Below are 20,850 nucleotides of genomic sequence, written 5' to 3' on the forward strand. Positions count from 1 at the left end.
ATGACTCGACCTGCATTTGACTACGTCGACGGCGTGCTTCACGCCGAAGGCGTGTCCGCCGTTTCGCTCGCCGAACAGTTCGGCACGCCGCTCTATGTTTATTCGCGCGCCGCGCTCACCGCCGCGTGGAACGCGTACGCCGGCGCATGCGCCGGCCGTCGCGCGAGCGTGCACGTCGCCGTCAAGGCCAACAGCAATCTAGCGGTGCTGAACGTGTTCGCGCGCCTCGGCGCGGGCTTCGACATCGTGTCGGGCGGCGAACTGGCGCGCGTGCTGGCCGCCGGCGGCAAAGCGGAAAACACGGTGTTTTCCGGCGTCGGCAAGCATGCCAACGAAATGCGCGAGGCGCTCGCGGCGGGCGTCAAGTGCTTTAACGTCGAGTCAATACCGGAGCTCGATCGGCTGAATCAGGTCGCTGCCCAAATGGGCAAGAAGGCGCCGGTCTCGCTGCGCGTGAACCCCGACGTCGACGCGAAAACGCATCCGTATATTTCCACCGGGCTCAAGTCGAACAAGTTCGGCGTCGCGTTCGAAGATGCGCGCGCGACCTATCAGGCGGCCGCGGCCATGACGAACCTCGAGGTGGTCGGCATCGACTGCCATATCGGTTCGCAGATTACCGAGATCGCGCCTTATCTCGACGCGGTCGACAAGGTTCTGGAACTGGTCGAGCAGATCGAGCAGGACGGCGTCACGATCCGTCATATCGACGTGGGCGGCGGTCTGGGCATTACCTACGACGACGAAACGCCGCCGGATATCGGCGAGTTCGTGCGCACCGTGCTCGATCGGATCGAGGCGCGCGGCCACGGCCATCGCGAGGTGTACTTCGAGCCGGGCCGTTCGCTCGTCGGCAACGCGGGCGTGCTGCTCACGCGCGTCGAGTTCCTGAAGCCGGGCGCTGAAAAGAACTTCGCCATCGTCGATGCGGCCATGAACGATCTCGCCCGCCCCGCGATGTACGACGCGTATCACGCGATCGACGCCGCGGTTAAGCGCGACGTGCCGGCGCATGTCTACGACATCGTCGGTCCCGTTTGCGAAAGCGGCGACTGGCTTGGACGCGAGCGGCTGCTGTCCGTGGAGCCGGGTGATCTGCTCGCGATTCGTTCGGCCGGCGCCTATGGCTTCGCGATGAGTTCGAACTACAACACGCGTCCGCGCGCAGCGGAGGTGATGGTCGATGGTACACAGGCGCATGTGGTCCGCGCGCGCGAGGAAGTCCAGCAACTGTTTGCGGGCGAAGCGATCTTGCCGGCGTAACCAGCGACGCGACGCCTCAACAGGCGATCGAATAAAAAAGGCGATGCCCTCCGTGGCATCGCCTTTTTTGTTTGCGGCGCGCGCGCTTGTCTAACGCGGCTTCAAACTGCGCGCTCGCAGCCACACGATCAGGCGCCAGCCCAGCAGCGCCAGCATGATCGCGCCGTAGATCTTCGGCAGAATCAGGTCGTGTTTGCCGGCCTTCATCCACCAGAAATGCAGAATCGCCAGCGCTCCGATCACGTAGATCGCACGATGCAAAGTCTGCCAGCGGCGGCCGAGCTTGCGCACCATTGCGCGCGGCGACGTGGCAGCCAACGCGATCAATAGCACAAAAGCGGCAAAGCCCACGGTGATGAACGGCCGCTTGCCGATGTCCTTGACGATTTCAGCGACGTCGAACCACTTGTCGAACCACAGGTACGTCGTGAAATGCAGCGTCGCGTAGAAAAACGCGTAGAGCCCAAGCATGCGGCGAAAGCGCACGAACGCCGCGACGCCTGTCAGACGACGCAACGGCGTCACGGCCAGCGTGATGCACAGAAACACGAGCGTCCAGAGACCCGTGGAACGCGTGATGAACTCGATCGGGTTGGCGCCGAGCCGGTCGGTCATGCCGAACAACACGATGCGCGCAAGCGGATACCACGCCGCGATAAACACCGCGATTTTCGCGGGCACGACCCAGCGCGCGCCGGCGCTCGGCCGTTTCGCGGCTGCGCCCGCCGTCTGCGTTGCGCGAGCCTGCGCTCGTGGCGCGTTGCGCTCTGTGCGAGCGACGGATTGAGTGTCGGAAGCCATCGTCATGTCGCTCAGAAGTTTTTCTTCAGGTCCATGCCCTGATACAGCGACGCGACCTGATCGCCGTAGCCGTTGAACATCAGCGTCTTACGCTTCGGCGTGAAAAATCCGTCTTCGCCGATGCGCCGCTCGGTCGCCTGGCTCCAGCGGGGGTGATCAACATTCGGGTTCACGTTCGAATAAAACCCGTACTCGCTCGACGCGTACGTGTTCCAGCTCGTCGGCGGCTGCTTCTCGACAAAGCGGATTTTCACGAGCGACTTCGCGCTCTTGAAGCCGTATTTCCAGGGCACCACGATGCGAACCGGCGCGCCGTTCTGATTCGGCAGCACCTGACCGTAGACGCCCATGGTGAGCAGCGTGAGCGGATTCATCGCCTCGTCCATGCGCAAGCCTTCCGAGTAAGGCCAGTCGAGTATCGGCGTGGAAAGCCCCGGCATCTGCGACGGATCCGCGAGCGTGATGAACTGTACGTATTTCGCGTTGCCGGTCGGCTGCACGCGCTTGATCAACTCCGCGAGCGGCACGCCGATCCACGGAATCACCATCGACCAACCTTCGACGCAGCGCAGCCGATACACGCGCTCCTCGAGCGGCGCGAGCTTGAGCAACTCGTCGATGTCATACACCTTCGGGTTCTTGATTTCGCCTTCGACACTCACCTTCCACGGACGCGGACGCAGCGTGCCCGCGTGCTGCGCCGGGTCGGACTTATCGGTGCCGAACTCGTAGTAGTTGTTGTAGCTGGTGATGTCCTTGAACGGCGTGATCTTGTCGAGCGCGACGAACTTCGCGTTGGTCTTCGCGCTGAGCTTCTGCGCCTTCGGATCGGTCGACGTGTACGCAGCCAGCGCTTCGCCGTTCACGCCGATCAGACCGCCGAGCGCCAACGCGCCGGCCGCCTGCAGCACGCGCCGCCGGTTTTCGAAAATGTGCTGCGGCGTGATTTCGCTGCGAGCGATATCGTCGCCGGTGAGTTGAATCTTGTCGCTTCGCTTGATCCACATCGTGCTGCTCCTTGCGGCCCTTGCGTTGGAACATCTAACGGGGCCAGGTGATGATCGCTCGTCGGGCTATCCATGCGCGCTCTATAAAACAAACACATTCGATGCGCAAATATTCCGCCAGCCATAAAAAAACCGCCGGTGTGAAACACGCGGCGGTTCTTTGTCGGTTGAGAACGGCGGATATTACAGCTTGCCGTAACTATGCAGGCCCGACAGAAACATATTCACGCCGAGGAACGCAAACGTCGTGACCAGCAGGCCGGTCAGCGCCCACCATGCGGCAACCGCGCCGCGCAGCCCCTTCATCAGACGCATATGCAGCCAGGCGGCGTAATTCAGCCAGACGATCAGCGCCCACGTTTCCTTCGGGTCCCAACTCCAGTAACCGCCCCACGCTTCGGCCGCCCACAGCGCGCCGAGAATCGTCGCGATCGTGAAGAACGCGAAACCGACGGCGATCGACTTGTACATGACGTCGTCGAGCACTTCGAGCGCCGGCAGACGATCGGCCAGCACGCCGCGCTCCTTGGCTAGATACGCGACCGCCACCATCGCCGACAACGCAAAACTGCCGTAGCCGATGAAGTTCGCGGGCACGTGGATCTTCATCCACCAGCTTTGCAGAGCCGGAACGAGCGGCTGGATCTGCTGCGCGTCGCGGGCAACCGAGTACCACATCAGGAAGCCGACGGCGGCGCTGATCACGAGCAGAACGAAGGCGCCGAGCGCGCGCGTGTTGTAGTGCTGCTCATAGTACAAATAGAAGAGCGCGGTGATCAGGCTGAACAGCACGAACACTTCGTACAGGTTCGAGATAGGGATATGGCCGACGTCCGCGCCGATCAGATACGACTCGTACCAGCGCACCATCAGGCCGACAAAACCCATCAGCACCGCAACCCACGTCATGCGCGAGCCGATCGCGCCGCCCGTCGGCGAACGGGACAGCAAGCCGATCCAGTAGAACACGGTCGCGAAGACGAAGAGCGCGCTCATCCACAGAATCGCGGACTGGCTCGACAGGAAGTATTTCAGGAAGAACGCGTTGTCGGCGCGGCTCAGATCGCCGTGATAAATCTGGATGGCCAGCAGCGACAGCGCCGCGATTCCCGCCATCAGCGGACGCACCGGTTTCCAGCGCCAGCCGAGCACAACGAACACCGGCACTGAGCACACCAGCACCAGTTTGTCGTAGTAATTCATGAACGGGTGATAGCGCGTCAGCGCGAACCCGGCGCCCGCGACCATCGCGAGGGCGAACAGCCAGTCGACAATGCCGAGCCGCCTCAGAAACGGCCGCTCGTCGTATTGAGCCGCGTTGAGCGCTTCGTCCGCGGCCGCCCTGGCAGGCCGGGAGGAGGAAGGAGAGGATGAGGAAACCTGAGTCAAGTCCATGGTATTACCGGGTCGAATCTTGTGAGCTTGCGGACTGCGCGCCCGCGTTGCGGGATGCTGGATCAGCGGGTTTCGCGCCCAGCGCGGCGCCGACCGCGTCGCGCGTCTGAGCAAATTCTTTCTCGAAGTCGAGCGTCTTGCGGGCGCTCGACATTGCCATCACGACATGCGTGCCCTGCTCACTATCTTTGAGCCAGAACCAGAGGCGCCGTTCGCGGACGTAGAACATCGAGAAGATGCCCAATACGAGGAGCAGGCTGCCAAGATACACGACTTTTTTGCCGGGCGCGCGCGTCAGCTGAAATACCGAGGCTTGCACCTGCTTGAAGGAATCGAGCTGCAAGTAGACCGGCGATCCATACAGAAAGCTGTCTGATAGCGCGTTGATCGAGCTTTGGACGAAGCGGCTCGCATCCGCGTTCGCGCCCGCCTGCGGTTCGCCGAGTTGCTGGCGCGACAGTTGCCAGAGGTCCCACATCGAGCCTTCCAGCATACGCAGCAGCAAACCCGCGGCCTTTTCCTGCTCGGCCTTCGGCACCGAATGGTCGATGAATCCGGCGATCGCCTGGAAGCCGCCCACCGGCTGCCCGTTCGGCATCTTGACGCTGGTGTCGGCGCCGGCAAAAAGGGTCAGCACGCGCAGCGCGCTTTCTTCCAGGTGCTGCTGCAATTCGGTGTTCGCTTCGGGCACCGAACGCTGCGCGAAGCGGCGAGCGGCTTGCGCGCGCGCCCCCGGATTTTCCAGCGTGGCGCGCAGGTTCATCCACTCCTTGACGGTGCCGCCGCTGTCCGCGGGAATGCGCAGGTAGCGGAACGGATCGTCGGGGTTCAGGCGCATGCCGGCGAGGAAGAACCGCTCGCCGCCCACCGTGACCGGCAGCATGTAGTTGTTGTACTCGCGCGCCTGGCCGTCCTTGTCGCGCACCTTGTACTGCACCGAAGGGCCGACGTTGTGCAGCTCGAGCGGCTTCGAAGTCTTCGCGCCGGAGCCGAGCCGCTCGTCGAACGCTTCCTTCAGCGAGCGGTGCGCGGCGACGCCGCGAGCATCCGTCTGGCCGTTGGCGTTCGAAATGTTTTCGACGTTGATCGCGCGGAAATCGGTGAACTCGACCGTCTGGCCGTCTGCAAGCGGCGTCGCGGAACTCAACGGCGCATTGCCGCCGATCGCGCCGCCGAACGGCGCGGTTGCCGCGCTTGCGCCGGTCATCGGAAACGCGGTCATCTGCATTTGCGAGCCGCCGTCCTGAAAGCTCGATTGATAGATCGACACGCCGTCGTACTCGAACGGCTTGTTCACCTCGATGCGCGCCGGCACGCGGGCGCCCGTCTTGTGATCGACCACGACGATGTCGCTCGCGAACAGCTTGGGCATGCCCGTCGAGTAATAGTCGACGATGAACTTCTGCAGCTCGATCGAGAACGGCAGGTCCTGAATCAGCGAGCCGTCCGGCTGGTTCAGAATCGCGGTCGACACGTGCTGCCCTTCCGGCACCCACGCGTAACCGCGGAACGTCGGATTGGATTGCGACAGACGGTGTTCCGGCGGAATGTCGTTGATGACCGTGTTCGCGCGGATCGGCGACTTGTCGAAGAGCCACATTTGCAGCTTGATCGGCAGATTGCTGTCGAGCAGGCCGCCCAGGCAGATCACCACGATTGCAATGTGCGCGGAAATGTAGCCGAGCTTGGTCAACGCGCCGCGTTTGGCCGCGATCAGCGTCGCGCCCTCGGACTCCCGCGTGACGAACTTATAGCCGAGTTTCGCCGATAGTTTCGCGAGGACCGCCGCGGTCTGCGCCCGCGTGCCGTGCACCGCGAATTCGCCCTTGTGATGGAACGCGCGCAGGCTCGCTTCGCGGACCTTGTCTTTCCAGCTCTTCGTGTCGGCGATCATTTTCGGCGCGTTGCGGATCACGCACAGCGACACCGACACCATCAGAAAGCCGAGAATCAGCATGAACCACCACGAGCTGTAGACCGTGTAGAGGCTCAGCGAGCGGAAGATGTCGGCCCAGAAAGGACCGAACTGATTGACGTAGTTGGGGTAAGGGTCGTCCTGCGTGAGAACGGTGCCGATGATGCTGGCGATCGACAGAATCACAAGCAGCGCAATGGCAAAACGCATCGAACTCAATACTTCGATGACGCTGCGCAAGACGCGATTGCCCGACTTCGACTGCAAACCCGACGTGGTGACGCTCATTCATACTCCGACTGAACAGCAAAAAAGGGTGAAGGGCGATCGTAGATACGACGCCCCCACCCTTTTCTTGTTTTTCACCGGCCTCGACGGGCCGGTTGCACTTGCGCGCGAACCTCTTAATGCAGGCCCGCGATGTAATCGGCTACAGCCTTTATCTCGCTGTCCGACAGACGCGTTGCGACAGCATGCATCGCCTCGTTGTTATTGCGCGCGCCCGGACCTTGCGTGAACGCGTTCAACTGCGCCACCGTGTACTCCGCCCATTGTCCTGACAAACGCGGATATTGCGACGGAATACCTTGACCCGTGGGCCCGTGACAGCTTGCACATGCCGGCACGCCCTTGTCGGCAATACCGCCACGATAGATCTTCTGCCCGAGCGGCACGGTGTTCTTGTTGTGCGCATAGCCGGGCTTCGGAGCCTGCGTCGCGAAATAGGCAGCGACGTTGACCATGTCCTGATCCGACAGCGCTGACGCCATGCCCGTCATGATCGCATTGTTGCGCACGGGCTGCTTGGCGCCGGGCTGCAGCTTGAAATCCTTGAGTTGTTTGACGAGATAGTCGGGATGCTGACCCGCGAGCTTCGGATAGGCACCGCCGGCGCTATTACCGTCTGCGCCGTGACACGACGCGCAAACCTGCACCGCGATTGCCTGCCCCCGGTTGATGTCCGGCTTTGCCGGATCTGCTGCTCGTGCCTGAATTGCCAAACCTGAAAGACCTGCCGCTACCTGAAACACCATCAGAGCCTTGCACAGTCGATTCATTCGCACACCCTGTCTCGTCTTGTGGGATTTTAGAGGTTTTGCACAATACGACGGCGACCCAAGTGACCGCCAGGAGCCGCCGAGGCACGCGGGCTGGCCCCCTCAGGTTTTCCGTAAACCATCGTATTGTACAATAACTCGCTAATCGCTAAGACGCCAGTCGGGCTTGACCCGTCCCCACTCCGGGTTCCCCGGCGTCTCGAATTCTGGCCTGCTCATGTCCTTCCTGCTCCACCAATCGCGCTTCTTCACGACCGTCAATCACCTGCGCGATCTGCCTGCCACCGCTCAGCCCGAGATCGCTTTCGCGGGGCGCTCGAACGCGGGCAAATCGACGGCTATCAACATTCTGTGCAATCAGAAGCGGCTGGCATTCGCGAGTAAAACGCCGGGGCGCACGCAGCACATCAACTACTTTTCGGTCGGCCGCGAGGACGAACCGGTCGCCCATCTGGTCGACCTGCCGGGCTACGGCTATGCGGAAGTGCCTGGCGCGGCGAAGGCTCACTGGGAGGCGCTGCTTTCCACGTACCTGCAGTCGCGCTCGCAATTGCGCGGCATGATTCTGATGATGGATTCGCGCCGTCCGTTGACCGATCTGGACCGGCGAATGATCGAGTGGTTCGCGCCGACCGGCAAGCCGATTCACGCGCTGCTGACCAAATGCGACAAATTGACGCGCCAGGAAAGTGTGAATGCGTTGCGCACAACGCAGAAGGGTTTCGCCGAGTATCGTGCCGCGGGCTACCAGGGCGAACTGACGGCGCAGCTTTTTTCGGCGCTCAAGCGTGTCGGTATCGACGAGGCGCATGAATTGGTCGAAAGCTGGCTGATCCCCGGCGCCAAGGGCGAAACGGACGCCGCGCAGTAAGCCGAGTCCCGGTTTTCGAATCGGGGAAAGCGCCGTTTTCGTCGGCGCATAAAAAAACCCGCCGCATTAACGGCGGGTCAAACAGCCTAATCGAAAAACGACAGGCACCCGCTCAGGGAGGAGAAGCGGGGAGGTCAGCGCTAGGCGCCTTGCTCGATCGGTATGATATACCATTGTCTTGAAAAGTTTCCGCGAGTGGCCGCCTGCAGTTGGTGCCGCTCGTGTCACCGCCCCACTCAAGACACTCACGTTTTCTATCCCACATGAGCTTCTACCCGCACTATCGCCCGCGCCGCATGCGCCGCGACGACTTTTCGCGCCGTCTGATGCGCGAAAACATTCTCACCACCAACGACCTGATCTATCCCGTGTTCGTGGTCGAGGGCACCAATATTCGCCAAGCGGTGCCGTCGATGCCCGGCGTCGATCGCGTTTCCGTCGACCTGCTGATGAAAGTCGCCGAGCAATGCGTCGAGCTGGGCGTGCCCGTGCTGTCGCTGTTTCCGGCGATCGAGCCGTCGCTGAAAACGCCCGATGGCCGCGAGGCGGCGAACCCCGCGGGCCTGATCCCGCGCGCGGTTCGCGAACTCAAGAAGCACTTCCCTGAGCTCGGCGTGCTGACCGACGTCGCGCTCGATCCGTACACGAGCCACGGCCAGGACGGCGTGCTCGACGAGACCGGCTACGTAATCAACGACGAAACCGTCGAAATCCTGATCGAGCAGGCGCGCGCGCAGGCCGAGGCCGGCGTCGATATCGTTGCGCCGTCGGACATGATGGACGGCCGCATTGGCGCCATCCGCGAAATGCTGGAAAGCGAGGACCATGTGCATACGCGGATCATGGCTTACGCGGCCAAGTTCGCGTCCGCGTTCTACGGCCCGTTCCGCGACGCCGTGGGCTCGGCCACGAACCTCGGCAAAAGCAACAAGATGACGTACCAGATGGACCCGGCGAATTCGAACGAAGCGCTGCGCGAGGTCCAGGCGGATATCAACGAAGGCGCCGATATGGTGATGGTCAAGCCGGGCATGCCGTATCTCGACATCGTGCGTCGCGTGAAGGACGAGTTCCAGTTCCCGACCTACGTCTATCAGGTCAGCGGCGAGTACGCGATGCTGAAAGCGGCGGCCCAGAACGGCTGGCTCGATCACGACAAGGCGATGATGGAATCGCTGCTCGCGTTCAAGCGTGCGGGCGCGGACGGCGTTCTGACGTATTTCGCGCTGGATGCGGCGCGGATTCTGCGGTCGCAGAAGTGAGTTGGGTTGGGTTTTAGGTTAGCGGGTGTAGCGAAGAACTCGCTAGAAATGGAAAACGGAGGCGGACTTTGAGTCGCGCCTCCGTTTTTTTTGTGCGTTCACCGGGCGTAAGCCCCGCGCGTTGCACATCGTCGTGTGATTTGCGTGCGATCAGGTCTGCGGCGCACTCGCCCGCTCGAGCGAACGCAGGAATTTGTCAGCCGATTCGTAACCGACGACGCGCAGCACCTCTTTGCCGCCGCGGTCGAAGAAGATAATCCCCGGCGGGCCGAAAAGGCCGAATCGCTTGAGCAGAGCCTGATCGTCGGCGTTATTGGCGGTGACGTCGGCGCGCAGCAGATTCATCTGCTTTAACTTCGCCTGGACGCGCGGATCGCTGAAGGTGAATTTCTCCATCTCTTTGCAGCTCACGCACCAGTCCGCGTAAAAATCGAGCATGGCGGGCTGTGCCGCCGCTTTGACGGCGCCGTCCAGTTCCGCCGATGAACGCACCGCCTGGAACGCCAGATCGTCGTGCGACGCGGTTTGAGGCGCGCCAGCCACAGACGTAGCGGCCGGCGCCGCCGACCGCGACGCCAGCACGGCGAGCGGACGCAATGGATCGGACGAACCCGCAGCAAGTCCGACCAGCAGCACGGCCGCCCAAACAGCGAGGGCCGCGCCGATGCCGCGTCCAAGCCGCCGCCATATCGACGCCTGCGCGCCAGGCGCGGAAAAAAGGCCCAAGCATGCGGCGGCGATCAGCAACCAGAGTGCGCTGAGCAACATGGTGGCGGTTGCTCCAAGCACGGGCCACACGATCCACAGCGCCGCGGCGAGCAGCACGACGCCGAACAGCACCTTGATGTCGTCCATCCATGCGCCGGCGCGCGGCAGCAAAGTCCCGGCGCCGAGACCGACAATCATGAGCGGCACGCCAAGCCCTAGCCCCATTGCGAACAGCGCCGCGCCGCCGAGCACCGCGCTCCCCGTATGCGCGATGAAGGCCAGCACCGCGAAAAGCGGCGCAGTCATGCACGCGCCGACCACCAGTGCCGACAGCGCGCCCATTCCGGCGACGGCTGCGAACTTGCCGCCCGAACGTCCCGCCGACGCGTGCGACGCGCCGTCCTGCCAGCGCTGCGGCAACGCAATGTCAAACCCGGCGATCAGCGTGAGCGCGAAAACGGTCAGCAGCACGCCGAACGCGCCCAACACCCACGGGTTTTGCAGCCAGGCGCCAAGACTCTGCCCGACCAGCGCGGCGGCAATGCCGAGCGCGGTGTAGACGAGCGCCATCCCGATGACATAGGCCAGCGACAGCGCGAAGCCGCGCGCCCGCGTGACCCGCGCGCCTTCACCGATGATGATCGCCGACAAGATCGGAATCATCGGATAGGAACAGGGCAGCAAGCTCAGCACGATGCCCGCAACGAAGTAAAGCCCTATGATCGCGAGGAAACCTCCGCCTTGCAGCAGCGATTGCGCGTAGTCGGCGCTGGTGGCGCGCTCGTACCACGGCGCGTCGTTTGCCGTGGATTGCGGCGCAGCCGCGCTGCCGGCCGGCAGCAGCGCCGCGCCGCTGACGTGGTAGACGCGCTCCATCGGCGGATAACAGATGCCGGCGTCGGCGCAGCCTTGCGATGTGACCGCCAGATCGAACCCACCTGCGGCCTGCTTCACGGGAATCCGGATCGTCAGTTCGTTGCGATACGTCTCAACGTTCTTGTTGAACGTCTGATCGAACTTGATATGACCCGCCGGCAACTGCGGTTCGCCGATCGTCGCGTTTCCGTTGCGGGCCGCAAATGCGAAGCGCTCGCGGTACATGTAGTAGCCGTCCGCGATCTTGTAGGTCACGTCGACCTCGCCGAGCTTCTCGGTCGCGCTGAATTTGAAGGCGACGGCAGGATCGAGGAAGTCGTCCGAAGCGCGGGCAAGCGTGCCGAACTGCGCGAGAATCAGGCACGCGAAAACGAGGAGGGCGGTACGCAACGCGTGGCGCGCGCGTCGGTTGAGACCGTTAAACATGTAGGGGACGTTGGGTTTCAGAAGTGATCCACTGGCCATAGGCGGCCGACGCGGCAGCTTGCCATGACAGGATTTCCGGCGTGTCGTAGGGATGGTTCGCCTGTAGGTACTGCTCGAGCTCGAGCACGCGGGCGGCGCTGGTCTTGAACAGCAGCTGGATTTCTTGCGCCGTTTCTAGCTGACCCTGCCAATGGTAACTGGACTGCACCGGGCCGAGCTGCGTGACGCATGCACACAGGCGTGCGGCCAATGCGTCCGCGGCCAGCTTCTGTGCAGCGGCCGCATCGGGCACCGTCGTGAGAAGGAGAGTCACATTCACGTTCACAGCAAGCTCCAGCCAGGCACAATTTGCGTGTCAATATCGTATCACCTGGTCTTGGACCGCCGCTGGCTGCCCGACCGCGTGGACGCGAGGATGCGGCGTTTCGCCGCCTGTGCCAGCGCGCCTACTACGTCTGCCGCCATAAACAAAAAAGCCAGGCTGTGAGCCTGGCTTTCTTCTGTGCTATCAGCGCTTCAAAGCTTATTCAGCTTCTTGCACTTCGACTTCTTCAACTTCCGGACGATCGAGCAGTTCGACCAGAGCCATCGGTGCGTTGTCGCCGACGCGGAAGCCAAACTTCAGCACGCGCAGGTAGCCGCCCGGACGGGTAGCGTAACGCGGGCCGAGGACTTCAAACAGCTTCGTGACCGAGTCACGATCGCGCAGGCGGTTGAACGCCAGACGACGGTTTGCCAGCGACGGCTTCTTGCCGAGCGTGATCAGCGGCTCGACGACTTTACGGAGTTCTTTCGCCTTCGGCAGCGTGGTCTTGATGACTTCGTGCTCGATCAGCGAGTTGGACATGTTACGGAGCATTGCCAGACGGTGGCTGCTCGTGCGGTTCAGTTTCCGCAGACCATGACGGTGACGCATGTTAATTCCTTCGATTCAAAGTTTTGATCCAGCTCTTCTATCGCGCTCGATCTACCAAAGTAGCGAGTGCACGGGCCGGTAGTGAAAAAAGACAAGACGCGGATTTTAAAGGAAAATCCGCGTCCTTGCCAGTACAGCGGCGGGCTCTGCCCCGGATGACTGCCGAGTTACTTATCCAGCCCTGCGGGCGGCCAGTTTTCCAGCTTCATGCCGAGCGTCAAACCACGCGACGCCAAGACTTCCTTGATTTCGTTCAACGACTTGCGGCCCAGGTTCGGCGTCTTGAGCAACTCGTTTTCCGTGCGCTGGATCAGATCGCCGATGTAGTAAATGTTCTCGGCCTTCAGGCAGTTCGCGGAACGAACCGTGAGTTCGAGATCATCGACCGGACGCAGCAGGATCGGATCGATCTGCGGTGCGCGCGACGGCGCTTCAGCCGTTGCTTCGGTGCCTTCCAGTGCAGCGAACACCGACAGCTGATCGACCAGAATGCGCGCCGATTGACGGATCGCTTCTTCCGGCGAAATCACACCGTTCGTTTCGATGTTCATCACGAGCTTGTCGAGGTCGGTACGCTGTTCGACGCGAGCGCTTTCAACGGCGTAGCTCACGCGGCGAACCGGCGAGAACGACGCGTCCAGCACGATACGGCCGATAATCTTGGCCGACTCCTCGCCATAACGACGCACATTGCCCGGCACGTAGCCGCGGCCCTTTTCGACCTTGATCTGAACGTCGAGCTTGCCGCCCTTCGACAGATGCGCGATCACGTGGTCAGGGTTGATCACTTCGCAGTCGTGCGCCAGCTCGATGTCGCCAGCGGTCACAACGCCTTCGCCTTCCTTGCGCAGCGTAACCGTCACTTCGTCACGGTTATGCAGCTTGAACACCACGCCCTTCAGGTTCAACAACAGGTTGACCACGTCCTCTTGCACACCGTCGAGCGTCGAATATTCATGTACGACGCCTGCGATCGTCACTTCGGTCGGCGCATAGCCGATCATGGACGACAGCAGCACGCGCCGAAGCGCGTTACCCAAGGTGTGGCCGTAACCGCGTTCAAACGGTTCCATGACCACTTTCGCGTGGCTTTCGCCCAGCGATTCAACTGCGATGATCTTGGGCTTCAACAAACTGGTTTGCATAGGTTTTCCTTTTCAATACCCTCGGCTCGTTACACCGATAAGGCTGACCGGTAACAACCTGAAAATAAACAGCCGAGACGCCCCCTTGCGCAACGCAACGAGGTGCCCCGGCCGTTAATCCGATTACCGCGAATACAATTCGACGATCAGGCTTTCGTTGATATCGCCAGCGATGTCGCTGCGTTCCGGCTTGGACTTGAACGTGCCTTCGAACTTCTTCGAATCCACGGCGACCCAGCTCGGCATGCCGCCTTGCTCAGCCAGCGACAGCGCTTCGAGAATACGCGCTTGCTTCTTCTTCTGTTCGCGCACTGCGACGACGTCGCCTGCCTTCACTTGCATCGACGGGATGTTCGACACGACGCCGTTCACCGTGATCGCCTTGTGGCTCACCAGCTGACGCGCTTCAGCACGCGTCGAACCGAAGCCCATGCGGTACACGACGTTATCCAGACGCGACTCGAGCAATTGCAGCAGGTTTTCACCCGTGTTGCCCTTCAGACGGTCGGCTTCGGCGAAGTAACGGCGGAATTGACGCTCCAGAACACCGTAGATGCGCTTCACTTTTTGCTTTTCGCGCAGCTGCGTGCCGTAGTCGGACGTACGCGCACCCGAGGTGCGGCCATGCTGGCCGGGCTTGCTGTCAAGCTTGCACTTGTCAGCGAGCGAACGACGGGCGCTCTTCAGGAAGAGGTCAGTGCCTTCACGGCGGGACAGCTTGGCCTTAGGGCCGATATAACGTGCCACGTTGATTCCTTCGTTGATTGATCACGCGAATGCTCGCACTCGCGCTAGTCCGAACCCTTTGGGTCGAACGGTGGGCTTAGTCAATTCAATAGCGCAAGCAGCCTGTTTCGCCGGTCACTTGAACCAGCGGCAACAGGCGCTAGCGAAAACAGCGTCTTAGATACGACGACGCTTCGGCGGACGGCAGCCGTTGTGCGGGACCGGGGTCACGTCGGAGATTGCCGTGATCTTGATGCCAAGACCATGCAACGCGCGCACCGCCGATTCACGGCCAGGACCGGGGCCCTTGATCCGCACTTCGAGGTTCTTCACGCCGTATTCCATCGCCACGCGGCCAGCCGATTCGGCCGCCACCTGAGCTGCAAACGGGGTCGATTTACGCGAACCCTTGAAGCCCTGACCACCCGACGTTGCCCAGGCAAGTGCATTGCCTTGACGATCGGTGATCGTGATGATGGTGTTGTTGAACGACGCGTGAACGTGAACCACGCCCTCGGCGACGTTCTTCTTGACCTTCTTGCGAACGCGTTGCGCCGCGGAGTTGTTCGAAGCCTTAGCCATTACGTTTTCCTGTAACTGTCAGTTCCGCTTACTTCTTCAGCGATTGCGCTGCACGACGCGGACCCTTGCGCGTACGGGCATTCGTACGCGTACGTTGGCCGCGCAGGGGCAAGCCCTTACGATGCCGAACGCCACGGTAGCAGCCGAGATCCATCAGGCGCTTGATGTTCATCGTCGTTTCACGGCGCAGATCGCCTTCAACGATGAACTTGCCGACTTCTTCACGCAGCTTTTCGAGGTCTGCGTCGTTCAGGTCTTTGACCTTCTTCGAAAATGCCACACCAGCAGCGACGCAAATGTCGCGCGAGCGCGTGCGGCCGATACCGTAAATAGCCGTCAGGCCGATTTCAGTATGCTGGTGATTCGGGATGTTAACCCCTGCGATACGAGCCATTGTTTTTCCTCAAACAAAAAGCGCAAGCAAAAGCGCGGCGTTCAGCCTTGACGCTGTTTGTGGCGCGGATCAGAGCTGCAAATCACGCGCACAACGCCTTTGCGCTTGATGATCTTGCAATTGCGGCAAATGCGCTTAACCGATGCCATCACTTTCATGATATTACCCTTTTTTCAAATCACTTCGCCCGGAACACGATCCGCGCACGCGAGAGATCGTAAGGCGTCAATTCAACCGTCACCTTGTCGCCCGGCAGGATTCGGATGTAGTGCATCCGCATCTTGCCGGATATGTGTCCCAATACGACATGGCCGTTTTCCAGCTTCACCCTGAAGGTAGCATTAGGCAGGTTTTCGATGACTTCACCCTGCATCTGGATAACATCGTCTTTGGCCATAAGTCCTTTCAACGCATCGGGACGCCGCCGCCTTTGAAATTAGCCTTCTTCAGCAGCGATTCATACTGTTGCGACATAACGTACGACTGCACCTGCGCCATGAAATCCATTGTGACGACGACAATGATCAGCAGCGACGTTCCACCAAAATAAAACGGCACGTTCCAGCGCAGCACCAGAAACTCGGGCAGCAGGCAAACAAACACGATGTAGATCGCACCGGCCAGCGTCAGACGCGTGAGGATGCGGTCGATATATCGCGCCGTTTGATCGCCCGGGCGGATGCCAGGAACGAAAGCGCCACTCTTTTTCAGGTTGTCGGCCGTCTCTCTGCTGTTGAACACCAGCGCGGTGTAGAAAAAGCAGAAGAAAACGATCGCCAACGCGTACAGCAACACGTACACGGGCTGACCGGGCTTAATGGCCTCGGCCACGTTGTGCAGCGTGTCTGCGAACCAACTGGTGCGCGACCCCGAACTGAACCAGTTCAGGATGGTTGCCGGGAAGAGAATGATCGACGATGCGAAGATCGGCGGAATCACGCCCGACATGTTCAACTTCAGCGGCAAATGCGAAGATTGACCGCCGTAAATCTTGTTACCGACTTGCCGCTTCGCGTAGTTCACAAGGATCTTGCGCTGGCCGCGTTCGATGAACACCACCAGATACGTCACTGCGGCGATCAGCGCGACGACGATAATCGCCGAGATGATGCTCATCGAGCCGGTTCGCACCAGTTCGAAAAGACCACCGATTGCATTCGGGAAACCCGCTGCAATACCACCGAAAATGATGATCGAGATACCGTTGCCAAGCCCGCGCTCCGTGATCTGCTCACCCAGCCACATCAGGAACATCGTGCCCGTCACCAGCGTCACGACCGTCGTCAACCGAAACACCATTCCCGGATCGATCACCAGAGCCGGCTGATTTTCCAGGGCTACGGCAATACCGAAAGCCTGGAACGTTGCCAGCAGGACCGTGAAGATACGCGTGTACTGCGTGATCTTTCGTTGCCCCGCCTGCCCTTCCTTCTTCAACGCTTCGAGTTGCGGCGAGACAATTGCCAACAACTGCATGATGATCGACGCCGAGATATACGGCATGATCCCAAGCGCGAAAATCGTGAACCGCGAAAGCGCGCCACCCGAGAACATGTTGAACATGCCAAGGATGCCGCCCGACTGGCTCTGGAACAACTTCGCCAGTTGGTCCGGGTCGATACCCGGCACCGGAATGTGCGCGCCGACACGGTAGACGATCAGCGCCAGCAGCAGAAACACTGCCCGCCGACGCAGATCGCCAAACTTCGCCGCGCTGCGACCGGGTTTTGCGAGACTCGGGCTGTTAGCCAAGTACCTTCTCCGATGCAAATGCTAGTGACGGCAAAATAACTTGCGCGTTACTCGGCAAAAGAGCCGCCGGCTGCCTCGATAGCAGCGCGCGCACCCTTCGTCGCACCCAGACCCTTCACAACGATCTTGCGCTTCAGCTCGCCCGTCGCGATGATCTTGGCGCTCTTGATCAGCTCGCCGACCAGGCCGGCTTGCTTCAGAGCCAGCAGATCGATTTCGTCGACCGGCAGCTTTTCCAGATCCGAGAGACGCACTTCACCGACGAATTCCTTCGTCAGCGAGGTGAAGCCACGCTTCGGCAGGCGACGTTGCAGCGGCATTTGACCGCCTTCGAAGCCAACCTTGTGAAAGCCGCCCGAACGCGACTTCTGACCCTTGTGACCACGGCCAGCGGTCTTGCCGAGGCCAGAGCCGATACCGCGACCAACGCGACGCTTTGCGTGCTTCGCGCCTTCAGCCGGCTTCAGATCATTCAATTCCATTATCAACTCCTTGAGTCCTGGTCAGCCGCTTAGCTGATGACCTTAACGAGGTACGAAACCTTGTTGATCATGCCGCGCACGGCCGGCGTGTCCTGCAACTCGCTGACCGAGTTGAGTCGGCGCAGACCCAGGCCACGCACCGTTGCACGGTGCGTTTCACGGGTGCCGATCAGGCTCTTGACGAGCTGGACCTTGACAGTTTTTTCAGACATGGTGTCCACCTTAGCCCAGAATATCTTCGACGGACTTGCCGCGCTTCGCCGCGATGTCGCCCGGCGTGGACTGCTTGCGCAGACCGTCGAGCGTTGCACGAACGAGGTTGTACGGGTTCGTCGAGCCGTGGCTCTTGGCCACAACGTTCTGCACGCCCATCACGTCGAACACTGCGCGCATCGGGCCGCCGGCGATCACACCGGTACCGTCCTTCGCCGGAGCGAGGAGGACCATCGATGCGCCGTGCTTGCCGTGCACTTCGTGTTGCAGGGTACCGTTCTTAAGCGGCACCTTGAACATGTTGCGGCGGGCTTGTTCCATCGCCTTCTGGACAGCGACCGGCACTTCCTTCGCCTTGCCCTTGCCCATACCGACGCGGCCATCACCGTCGCCAACCACGGTCAGTGCGGCGAAGCCGAGAATGCGGCCACCCTTCACGACCTTGGTCACGCGGTTGACCGAAATCATCTTTTCGCGCAGGCCGTCGTCGCGTTCGTCAGCCTGAACTTTCGCTTGCATCTTTGCCATGACGAATTCTTCCCTTAGAACTTGAGTCCGGCTTCGCGCGCCGCATCAGCCAGCGCTTTCACGCGGCCGTGGTAACGGAAACCCGAACGGTCGAAGGCGACGGATTCGATGCCGGCAGCCTTAGCCTTTTCTGCAATGCGCTTGCCAATCAGCGTGGCAGCGGCGACGTTGCCGCCCTTGCCCGTTTGATCAGCCAGTTGCGCACGCACTTCGGCCTCGAGCGTCGACGCGCTGGCGAGCACCTTGGTGCCGCACGGCGAGAACACTTGCGCATAGATGTGCGTGTTCGTGCGATGCACGGCGAGACGCGCGACCTGCAGCTCAGCGATCTTGATACGCGTCTGACGAGCGCGGCGCAGGCGAGATTGAGTCTTATCCATGATTGCGCACCCTTACTTCTTCTTCGTTTCTTTGAGGATCACGACCTCGTTGGCATAGCGCACGCCCTTGCCCTTGTAGGGCTCCGGCGGACGATAGCCGCGCACTTCTGCAGCGACCTGGCCAACTTTCTGCTTGTCGATCCCCTTGATCACGATTTCGGTTTGCGACGGGGTTTCAGCCTTCACGCCTTCCGGCATCTGGTGCACCACGGGGTGCGAGAAACCCAGCGACAGATTCAGCTTGTCGCCTTGCGCCTGTGCGCGGTAACCGACGCCAACCAGCGTCAGCTTGCGCTCGAAACCCTTCGTCACGCCGTTCACCATGTTCGCAACCAGTGCGCGCATCGTGCCCGACATCGCATTCGCTTCGCGGCTTTCGTCAACCGGCTCGATCTTCAGAATGCCGTTGTCGTTCACCACTTTCACGAGGCGGTTTGCCGCCTGCGTAATCGTACCCAGCGGGCCCTTGACGGTGATGCGATCATCGCTCAGGGCCACTTCTGCGCCTTGCAGCGCGATCGGGCTCTTACCTACTCGAGACATGTTTCTCTCCTTTCGGCCTTAAGCGACGTAGCAGATGACTTCGCCGCCAACGCCCGTTGCGCGCGCCTTGCGGTCCGTCATCACGCCCTTGGGCGTCGACACGATTGCCACGCCGAGGCCATTCATGACCACGGGGATGTCGTTACGGCCGCGGTACACACGCAGACCAGGCTTCGAAACGCGTTCAATGCGCTCGATGACCGGACGGCCGGCGTAGTACTTCAACACGATGTTCAATTCAGACTTCGCACCTTCGGACTTCACTGCGAAATCATCGATATAGCCTTCGTCCTTCAGGACCTGCGCAATCGCAACCTTGACTTTCGACGAGGGCATTGTCACCGAAACCTTCTCGACCATCTGCGCGTTGCGGATGCGAGTCAGCATATCGGCGATAGGATCACTCATGCTCATTTACGTTTCTCCTATTACCAGCTCGCCTTGGTCAGGCCAGGGATCTCGCCGCGGAACGCGATTTCGCGAATCTTGTTACGCGCCAGCCCGAATTTACGGAACGTGCCACGCGGGCGACCGGTAATCGCGCAACGATTGCGCTTACGGGTCGGGTTAGAGTTGCGCGGCAGTTGTTGCAGTTCCAGACGTGCTGCGTAATGCTCTTCGTCCGACTTGCTCATATCGCCGATGATCGCCTTCAACTCTGCACGCTTAGGCGCGTACTTAGCAGCGAGGCGAGCACGCTTCTTTTCACGTTCGATCAGTGCCAGTTTAGCCACGGTAACCTCAGTTTCTGAACGGGAACTTGAAGCTGGCGAGCAGAGCCTTTGCTTCGTCGTCGGTCTTCGCAGTCGTCGTGATGCTGATGTTCAGCCCACGCAGTGCGTCGATTTTGTCGTAGTCGATTTCGGGGAAAATGATCTGCTCTTTCACACCGATGTTGTAGTTGCCGCGACCATCGAACGCACGACCCGACACGCCACGGAAGTCGCGCACACGGGGGAGCGCAACCGTCACGAAACGGTCCAGAAATTCGTACATTGCCTGACCGCGCAACGTGACCATTGCACCGATCGGGTAGCCCTGACGGATCTTGAAGCCAGCGATTGCCTTGCGTGCCTTCGTGATCACAGGCTTCTGGCCTGCAATCTTCGTCAGGTCGCCAACGGCGTTTTCGATGATCTTCTTGTCAGCAACCGCTTCGCCAAGGCCCATGTTCAGGGTGATCTTGGTGATGCGCGGCACTTCCATCACGGACTTGTAACCGAACTTCTCGATGAGGCCGGGTACAACCTTTTCTTTGTAAAACTCTTGCAAACGAGCCATTTTTTTACTCCGCAGCGTCAGGCGCTCAGCTCGGCACCGGTCGTCTTAAGGAAACGAACTTTCTTGTCCCCTTCGACCTTGATGCCTACACGCGATGCCTTGCCATTCGCGTCGACCAATGCGACGTTCGAAATTTGCAGCGGCATCGTCTTGGCTTCCACACCACCCGTCGTACCCTTCATCGGGTTCGGCTTGACGTGTTTCTTGACGAGGTTGATACCCTCGACAATGACCTTGCCTTCGCCAACGGACAGCACGACGCCGCGCTTGCCTTTGTCTTTGCCGGTGATGACGATAACTTCGTCACCTTTGCGAATCTTGTTCAT

Annotated in this window: 27 protein-coding genes; 3 read left to right on the forward strand and 24 right to left on the reverse strand. The window is 60.7% G+C overall.

The window, feature by feature from the left end; genetic code table 11:
- Entirely contained in the window at positions 1–1,263 is a 1,263-nt protein-coding gene (gene lysA / locus P0D87_RS23900) for a diaminopimelate decarboxylase (RefSeq protein WP_053858824.1), read from the forward strand.
- Positions 1,264–1,353: 90 nt separating this feature from the next.
- Here lysA and msrQ read toward each other — a convergent pair whose 3' ends face one another.
- The 5 genes from msrQ to P0D87_RS23925 form a co-directional block, all read right to left on the reverse strand.
- A complete protein-coding gene (gene msrQ / locus P0D87_RS23905; protein ID WP_321175751.1) occupies positions 1,354–2,064 on the reverse strand; it encodes a protein-methionine-sulfoxide reductase heme-binding subunit MsrQ in 711 nt (236 codons plus the stop codon).
- Positions 2,065–2,075: 11 nt separating this feature from the next.
- Positions 2,076–3,071, reverse strand: a complete 996-nt coding sequence (gene msrP, locus P0D87_RS23910; RefSeq protein WP_053858826.1) for a protein-methionine-sulfoxide reductase catalytic subunit MsrP — start codon at positions 3,069–3,071, stop codon at positions 2,076–2,078.
- A gap of 183 nt (positions 3,072–3,254) precedes the next feature.
- Entirely contained in the window at positions 3,255–4,466 is a 1,212-nt protein-coding gene (gene ccsB / locus P0D87_RS23915; protein WP_053858827.1) for a c-type cytochrome biogenesis protein CcsB, read from the reverse strand.
- Positions 4,467–4,470: 4 nt separating this feature from the next.
- Positions 4,471–6,669, reverse strand: coding sequence for a cytochrome c biogenesis protein ResB (locus P0D87_RS23920; protein ID WP_053858828.1), 2,199 nt, complete (start codon positions 6,667–6,669; stop codon positions 4,471–4,473).
- 116 nt (positions 6,670–6,785) lie between these two features.
- On the reverse strand, positions 6,786–7,439 hold the full coding sequence (locus tag P0D87_RS23925; RefSeq protein ID WP_006052232.1) for a c-type cytochrome: 654 nt from the start codon (positions 7,437–7,439) through the stop codon (positions 6,786–6,788).
- Positions 7,440–7,656: 217 nt separating this feature from the next.
- Here P0D87_RS23925 and yihA point away from each other — a divergent pair, with 217 nt between their 5' ends.
- Complete coding sequence (gene yihA, locus P0D87_RS23930; RefSeq protein WP_006052231.1) at positions 7,657–8,310, forward strand: ribosome biogenesis GTP-binding protein YihA/YsxC; 654 nt, start codon at positions 7,657–7,659, stop codon at positions 8,308–8,310.
- Between the two features lie 263 nt (positions 8,311–8,573).
- The gene (hemB, locus tag P0D87_RS23935) at positions 8,574–9,572 is read left to right on the forward strand and encodes a porphobilinogen synthase (protein ID WP_006052230.1); all 999 of its coding nucleotides are present in this window, start codon (positions 8,574–8,576) and stop codon (positions 9,570–9,572) included.
- A 150-nt stretch (positions 9,573–9,722) separates the two neighbouring features.
- Here hemB and dsbD read toward each other — a convergent pair whose 3' ends face one another.
- The 19 genes from dsbD to rplX all read right to left on the reverse strand — a co-directional run bounded on the left by dsbD (position 9,723) and on the right by rplX (position 20,850).
- The gene (gene dsbD, locus P0D87_RS23940) at positions 9,723–11,582 is read right to left on the reverse strand and encodes a protein-disulfide reductase DsbD (protein WP_053858829.1); all 1,860 of its coding nucleotides are present in this window, start codon (positions 11,580–11,582) and stop codon (positions 9,723–9,725) included.
- Positions 11,575–11,907 (reverse strand): divalent-cation tolerance protein CutA, encoded by a 333-nt coding sequence (cutA, locus tag P0D87_RS23945; protein WP_006052228.1) that lies wholly within the window; start codon positions 11,905–11,907, stop codon positions 11,575–11,577. Before cutA ends, dsbD begins: the two co-directional genes overlap by 8 nt.
- A 198-nt stretch (positions 11,908–12,105) precedes the next feature.
- On the reverse strand, positions 12,106–12,498 hold the full coding sequence (gene rplQ / locus P0D87_RS23950) for a 50S ribosomal protein L17 (protein ID WP_006052227.1): 393 nt from the start codon (positions 12,496–12,498) through the stop codon (positions 12,106–12,108).
- Positions 12,499–12,665: 167 nt separating this feature from the next.
- Positions 12,666–13,643 carry a DNA-directed RNA polymerase subunit alpha gene (locus P0D87_RS23955; RefSeq protein WP_006052226.1) on the reverse strand — a complete coding sequence of 326 codons (978 nt, stop codon included), beginning with the start codon at positions 13,641–13,643 and terminating at the stop codon, positions 12,666–12,668.
- Between the two features lie 123 nt (positions 13,644–13,766).
- Complete coding sequence (gene rpsD / locus P0D87_RS23960; RefSeq protein WP_006052225.1) at positions 13,767–14,390, reverse strand: 30S ribosomal protein S4; 624 nt, start codon at positions 14,388–14,390, stop codon at positions 13,767–13,769.
- Positions 14,391–14,546: 156 nt separating this feature from the next.
- Entirely contained in the window at positions 14,547–14,951 is a 405-nt protein-coding gene (rpsK, locus tag P0D87_RS23965; RefSeq protein ID WP_006052224.1) for a 30S ribosomal protein S11, read from the reverse strand.
- Positions 14,952–14,979: 28 nt separating this feature from the next.
- Positions 14,980–15,345 (reverse strand): 30S ribosomal protein S13, encoded by a 366-nt coding sequence (gene rpsM, locus P0D87_RS23970; protein WP_006052223.1) that lies wholly within the window; start codon positions 15,343–15,345, stop codon positions 14,980–14,982.
- Between the two features lie 41 nt (positions 15,346–15,386).
- Positions 15,387–15,503, reverse strand: a complete 117-nt coding sequence (gene rpmJ, locus P0D87_RS23975; protein WP_004199844.1) for a 50S ribosomal protein L36 — start codon at positions 15,501–15,503, stop codon at positions 15,387–15,389.
- Positions 15,504–15,523: 20 nt separating this feature from the next.
- Positions 15,524–15,742 (reverse strand): translation initiation factor IF-1, encoded by a 219-nt coding sequence (gene infA / locus P0D87_RS23980; RefSeq protein WP_004521905.1) that lies wholly within the window; start codon positions 15,740–15,742, stop codon positions 15,524–15,526.
- Positions 15,743–15,750: 8 nt separating this feature from the next.
- Positions 15,751–17,097 carry a preprotein translocase subunit SecY gene (gene secY / locus P0D87_RS23985; protein WP_006052222.1) on the reverse strand — a complete coding sequence of 449 codons (1,347 nt, stop codon included), beginning with the start codon at positions 17,095–17,097 and terminating at the stop codon, positions 15,751–15,753.
- 47 nt (positions 17,098–17,144) lie between these two features.
- The gene (rplO, locus tag P0D87_RS23990; RefSeq protein ID WP_006052221.1) at positions 17,145–17,579 is read right to left on the reverse strand and encodes a 50S ribosomal protein L15; all 435 of its coding nucleotides are present in this window, start codon (positions 17,577–17,579) and stop codon (positions 17,145–17,147) included.
- Positions 17,580–17,608: 29 nt separating this feature from the next.
- Entirely contained in the window at positions 17,609–17,791 is a 183-nt protein-coding gene (gene rpmD, locus P0D87_RS23995) for a 50S ribosomal protein L30 (protein ID WP_006052220.1), read from the reverse strand.
- 10 nt (positions 17,792–17,801) lie between these two features.
- Positions 17,802–18,320, reverse strand: coding sequence for a 30S ribosomal protein S5 (gene rpsE, locus P0D87_RS24000; protein WP_006052219.1), 519 nt, complete (start codon positions 18,318–18,320; stop codon positions 17,802–17,804).
- A gap of 14 nt (positions 18,321–18,334) precedes the next feature.
- Complete coding sequence (gene rplR, locus P0D87_RS24005; protein WP_006052218.1) at positions 18,335–18,700, reverse strand: 50S ribosomal protein L18; 366 nt, start codon at positions 18,698–18,700, stop codon at positions 18,335–18,337.
- 12 nt (positions 18,701–18,712) lie between these two features.
- Complete coding sequence (gene rplF, locus P0D87_RS24010; protein WP_006052217.1) at positions 18,713–19,243, reverse strand: 50S ribosomal protein L6; 531 nt, start codon at positions 19,241–19,243, stop codon at positions 18,713–18,715.
- Positions 19,244–19,261: 18 nt separating this feature from the next.
- Positions 19,262–19,657, reverse strand: coding sequence for a 30S ribosomal protein S8 (gene rpsH / locus P0D87_RS24015; protein ID WP_006052216.1), 396 nt, complete (start codon positions 19,655–19,657; stop codon positions 19,262–19,264).
- Positions 19,658–19,671: 14 nt separating this feature from the next.
- A complete protein-coding gene (gene rpsN / locus P0D87_RS24020; RefSeq protein ID WP_006052215.1) occupies positions 19,672–19,977 on the reverse strand; it encodes a 30S ribosomal protein S14 in 306 nt (101 codons plus the stop codon).
- Positions 19,978–19,984: 7 nt separating this feature from the next.
- Positions 19,985–20,524: a 50S ribosomal protein L5 gene (gene rplE, locus P0D87_RS24025; RefSeq protein WP_006052214.1), complete on the reverse strand. Its 540-nt coding sequence runs from the start codon at positions 20,522–20,524 to the stop codon at positions 19,985–19,987.
- Between the two features lie 17 nt (positions 20,525–20,541).
- Entirely contained in the window at positions 20,542–20,850 is a 309-nt protein-coding gene (gene rplX, locus P0D87_RS24030) for a 50S ribosomal protein L24 (RefSeq protein ID WP_006052213.1), read from the reverse strand.

It is taken from the genome of Paraburkholderia sp. RL17-368-BIF-A (assembly GCF_046054045.1).
GTDB classification, from domain to species: Bacteria; Pseudomonadota; Gammaproteobacteria; order Burkholderiales; family Burkholderiaceae; genus Paraburkholderia; species Paraburkholderia graminis.

What these genes read in the sequence shown, in the direction of transcription:
- dsbD (WP_053858829.1), bottom strand. Translation starts at nt 11,582, where the DNA reads ATGTTTAACGGTCTCAACCGACGCGCGCGCCACGCGTTGCGTACCGCC.
- rplE (WP_006052214.1), bottom strand. Translation starts at nt 20,524, where the DNA reads ATGGCTCGTTTGCAAGAGTTTTACAAAGAAAAGGTTGTACCCGGCCTC.
- rpsM (WP_006052223.1), bottom strand. Translation starts at nt 15,345, where the DNA reads ATGGCTCGTATCGCAGGGGTTAACATCCCGAATCACCAGCATACTGAA.
- rpmD (WP_006052220.1), bottom strand. Translation starts at nt 17,791, where the DNA reads ATGTCTGAAAAAACTGTCAAGGTCCAGCTCGTCAAGAGCCTGATCGGC.
- infA (WP_004521905.1), bottom strand. Translation starts at nt 15,742, where the DNA reads ATGGCCAAAGACGATGTTATCCAGATGCAGGGTGAAGTCATCGAAAAC.
- P0D87_RS23955 (WP_006052226.1), bottom strand. Translation starts at nt 13,643, where the DNA reads ATGCAAACCAGTTTGTTGAAGCCCAAGATCATCGCAGTTGAATCGCTG.
- rplO (WP_006052221.1), bottom strand. Translation starts at nt 17,579, where the DNA reads ATGGAATTGAATGATCTGAAGCCGGCTGAAGGCGCGAAGCACGCAAAG.
- msrQ (WP_321175751.1), bottom strand. Translation starts at nt 2,064, where the DNA reads ATGGCTTCCGACACTCAATCCGTCGCTCGCACAGAGCGCAACGCGCCA.
- rpsH (WP_006052216.1), bottom strand. Translation starts at nt 19,657, where the DNA reads ATGAGCATGAGTGATCCTATCGCCGATATGCTGACTCGCATCCGCAAC.
- rpmJ (WP_004199844.1), bottom strand. Translation starts at nt 15,503, where the DNA reads ATGAAAGTGATGGCATCGGTTAAGCGCATTTGCCGCAATTGCAAGATC.
- rplR (WP_006052218.1), bottom strand. Translation starts at nt 18,700, where the DNA reads ATGGATAAGACTCAATCTCGCCTGCGCCGCGCTCGTCAGACGCGTATC.
- P0D87_RS23925 (WP_006052232.1), bottom strand. Translation starts at nt 7,439, where the DNA reads ATGAATCGACTGTGCAAGGCTCTGATGGTGTTTCAGGTAGCGGCAGGT.
- yihA (WP_006052231.1), top strand. Translation starts at nt 7,657, where the DNA reads ATGTCCTTCCTGCTCCACCAATCGCGCTTCTTCACGACCGTCAATCAC.
- rpsK (WP_006052224.1), bottom strand. Translation starts at nt 14,951, where the DNA reads ATGGCTAAGGCTTCGAACAACTCCGCGGCGCAACGCGTTCGCAAGAAG.
- lysA (WP_053858824.1), top strand. Translation starts at nt 1, where the DNA reads ATGACTCGACCTGCATTTGACTACGTCGACGGCGTGCTTCACGCCGAA.
- rpsE (WP_006052219.1), bottom strand. Translation starts at nt 18,320, where the DNA reads ATGGCAAAGATGCAAGCGAAAGTTCAGGCTGACGAACGCGACGACGGC.
- hemB (WP_006052230.1), top strand. Translation starts at nt 8,574, where the DNA reads ATGAGCTTCTACCCGCACTATCGCCCGCGCCGCATGCGCCGCGACGAC.
- P0D87_RS23920 (WP_053858828.1), bottom strand. Translation starts at nt 6,669, where the DNA reads ATGAGCGTCACCACGTCGGGTTTGCAGTCGAAGTCGGGCAATCGCGTC.
- rplQ (WP_006052227.1), bottom strand. Translation starts at nt 12,498, where the DNA reads ATGCGTCACCGTCATGGTCTGCGGAAACTGAACCGCACGAGCAGCCAC.
- msrP (WP_053858826.1), bottom strand. Translation starts at nt 3,071, where the DNA reads ATGTGGATCAAGCGAAGCGACAAGATTCAACTCACCGGCGACGATATC.
- rplX (WP_006052213.1), bottom strand. Translation starts at nt 20,850, where the DNA reads ATGAACAAGATTCGCAAAGGTGACGAAGTTATCGTCATCACCGGCAAA.
- ccsB (WP_053858827.1), bottom strand. Translation starts at nt 4,466, where the DNA reads ATGGACTTGACTCAGGTTTCCTCATCCTCTCCTTCCTCCTCCCGGCCT.
- rplF (WP_006052217.1), bottom strand. Translation starts at nt 19,243, where the DNA reads ATGTCTCGAGTAGGTAAGAGCCCGATCGCGCTGCAAGGCGCAGAAGTG.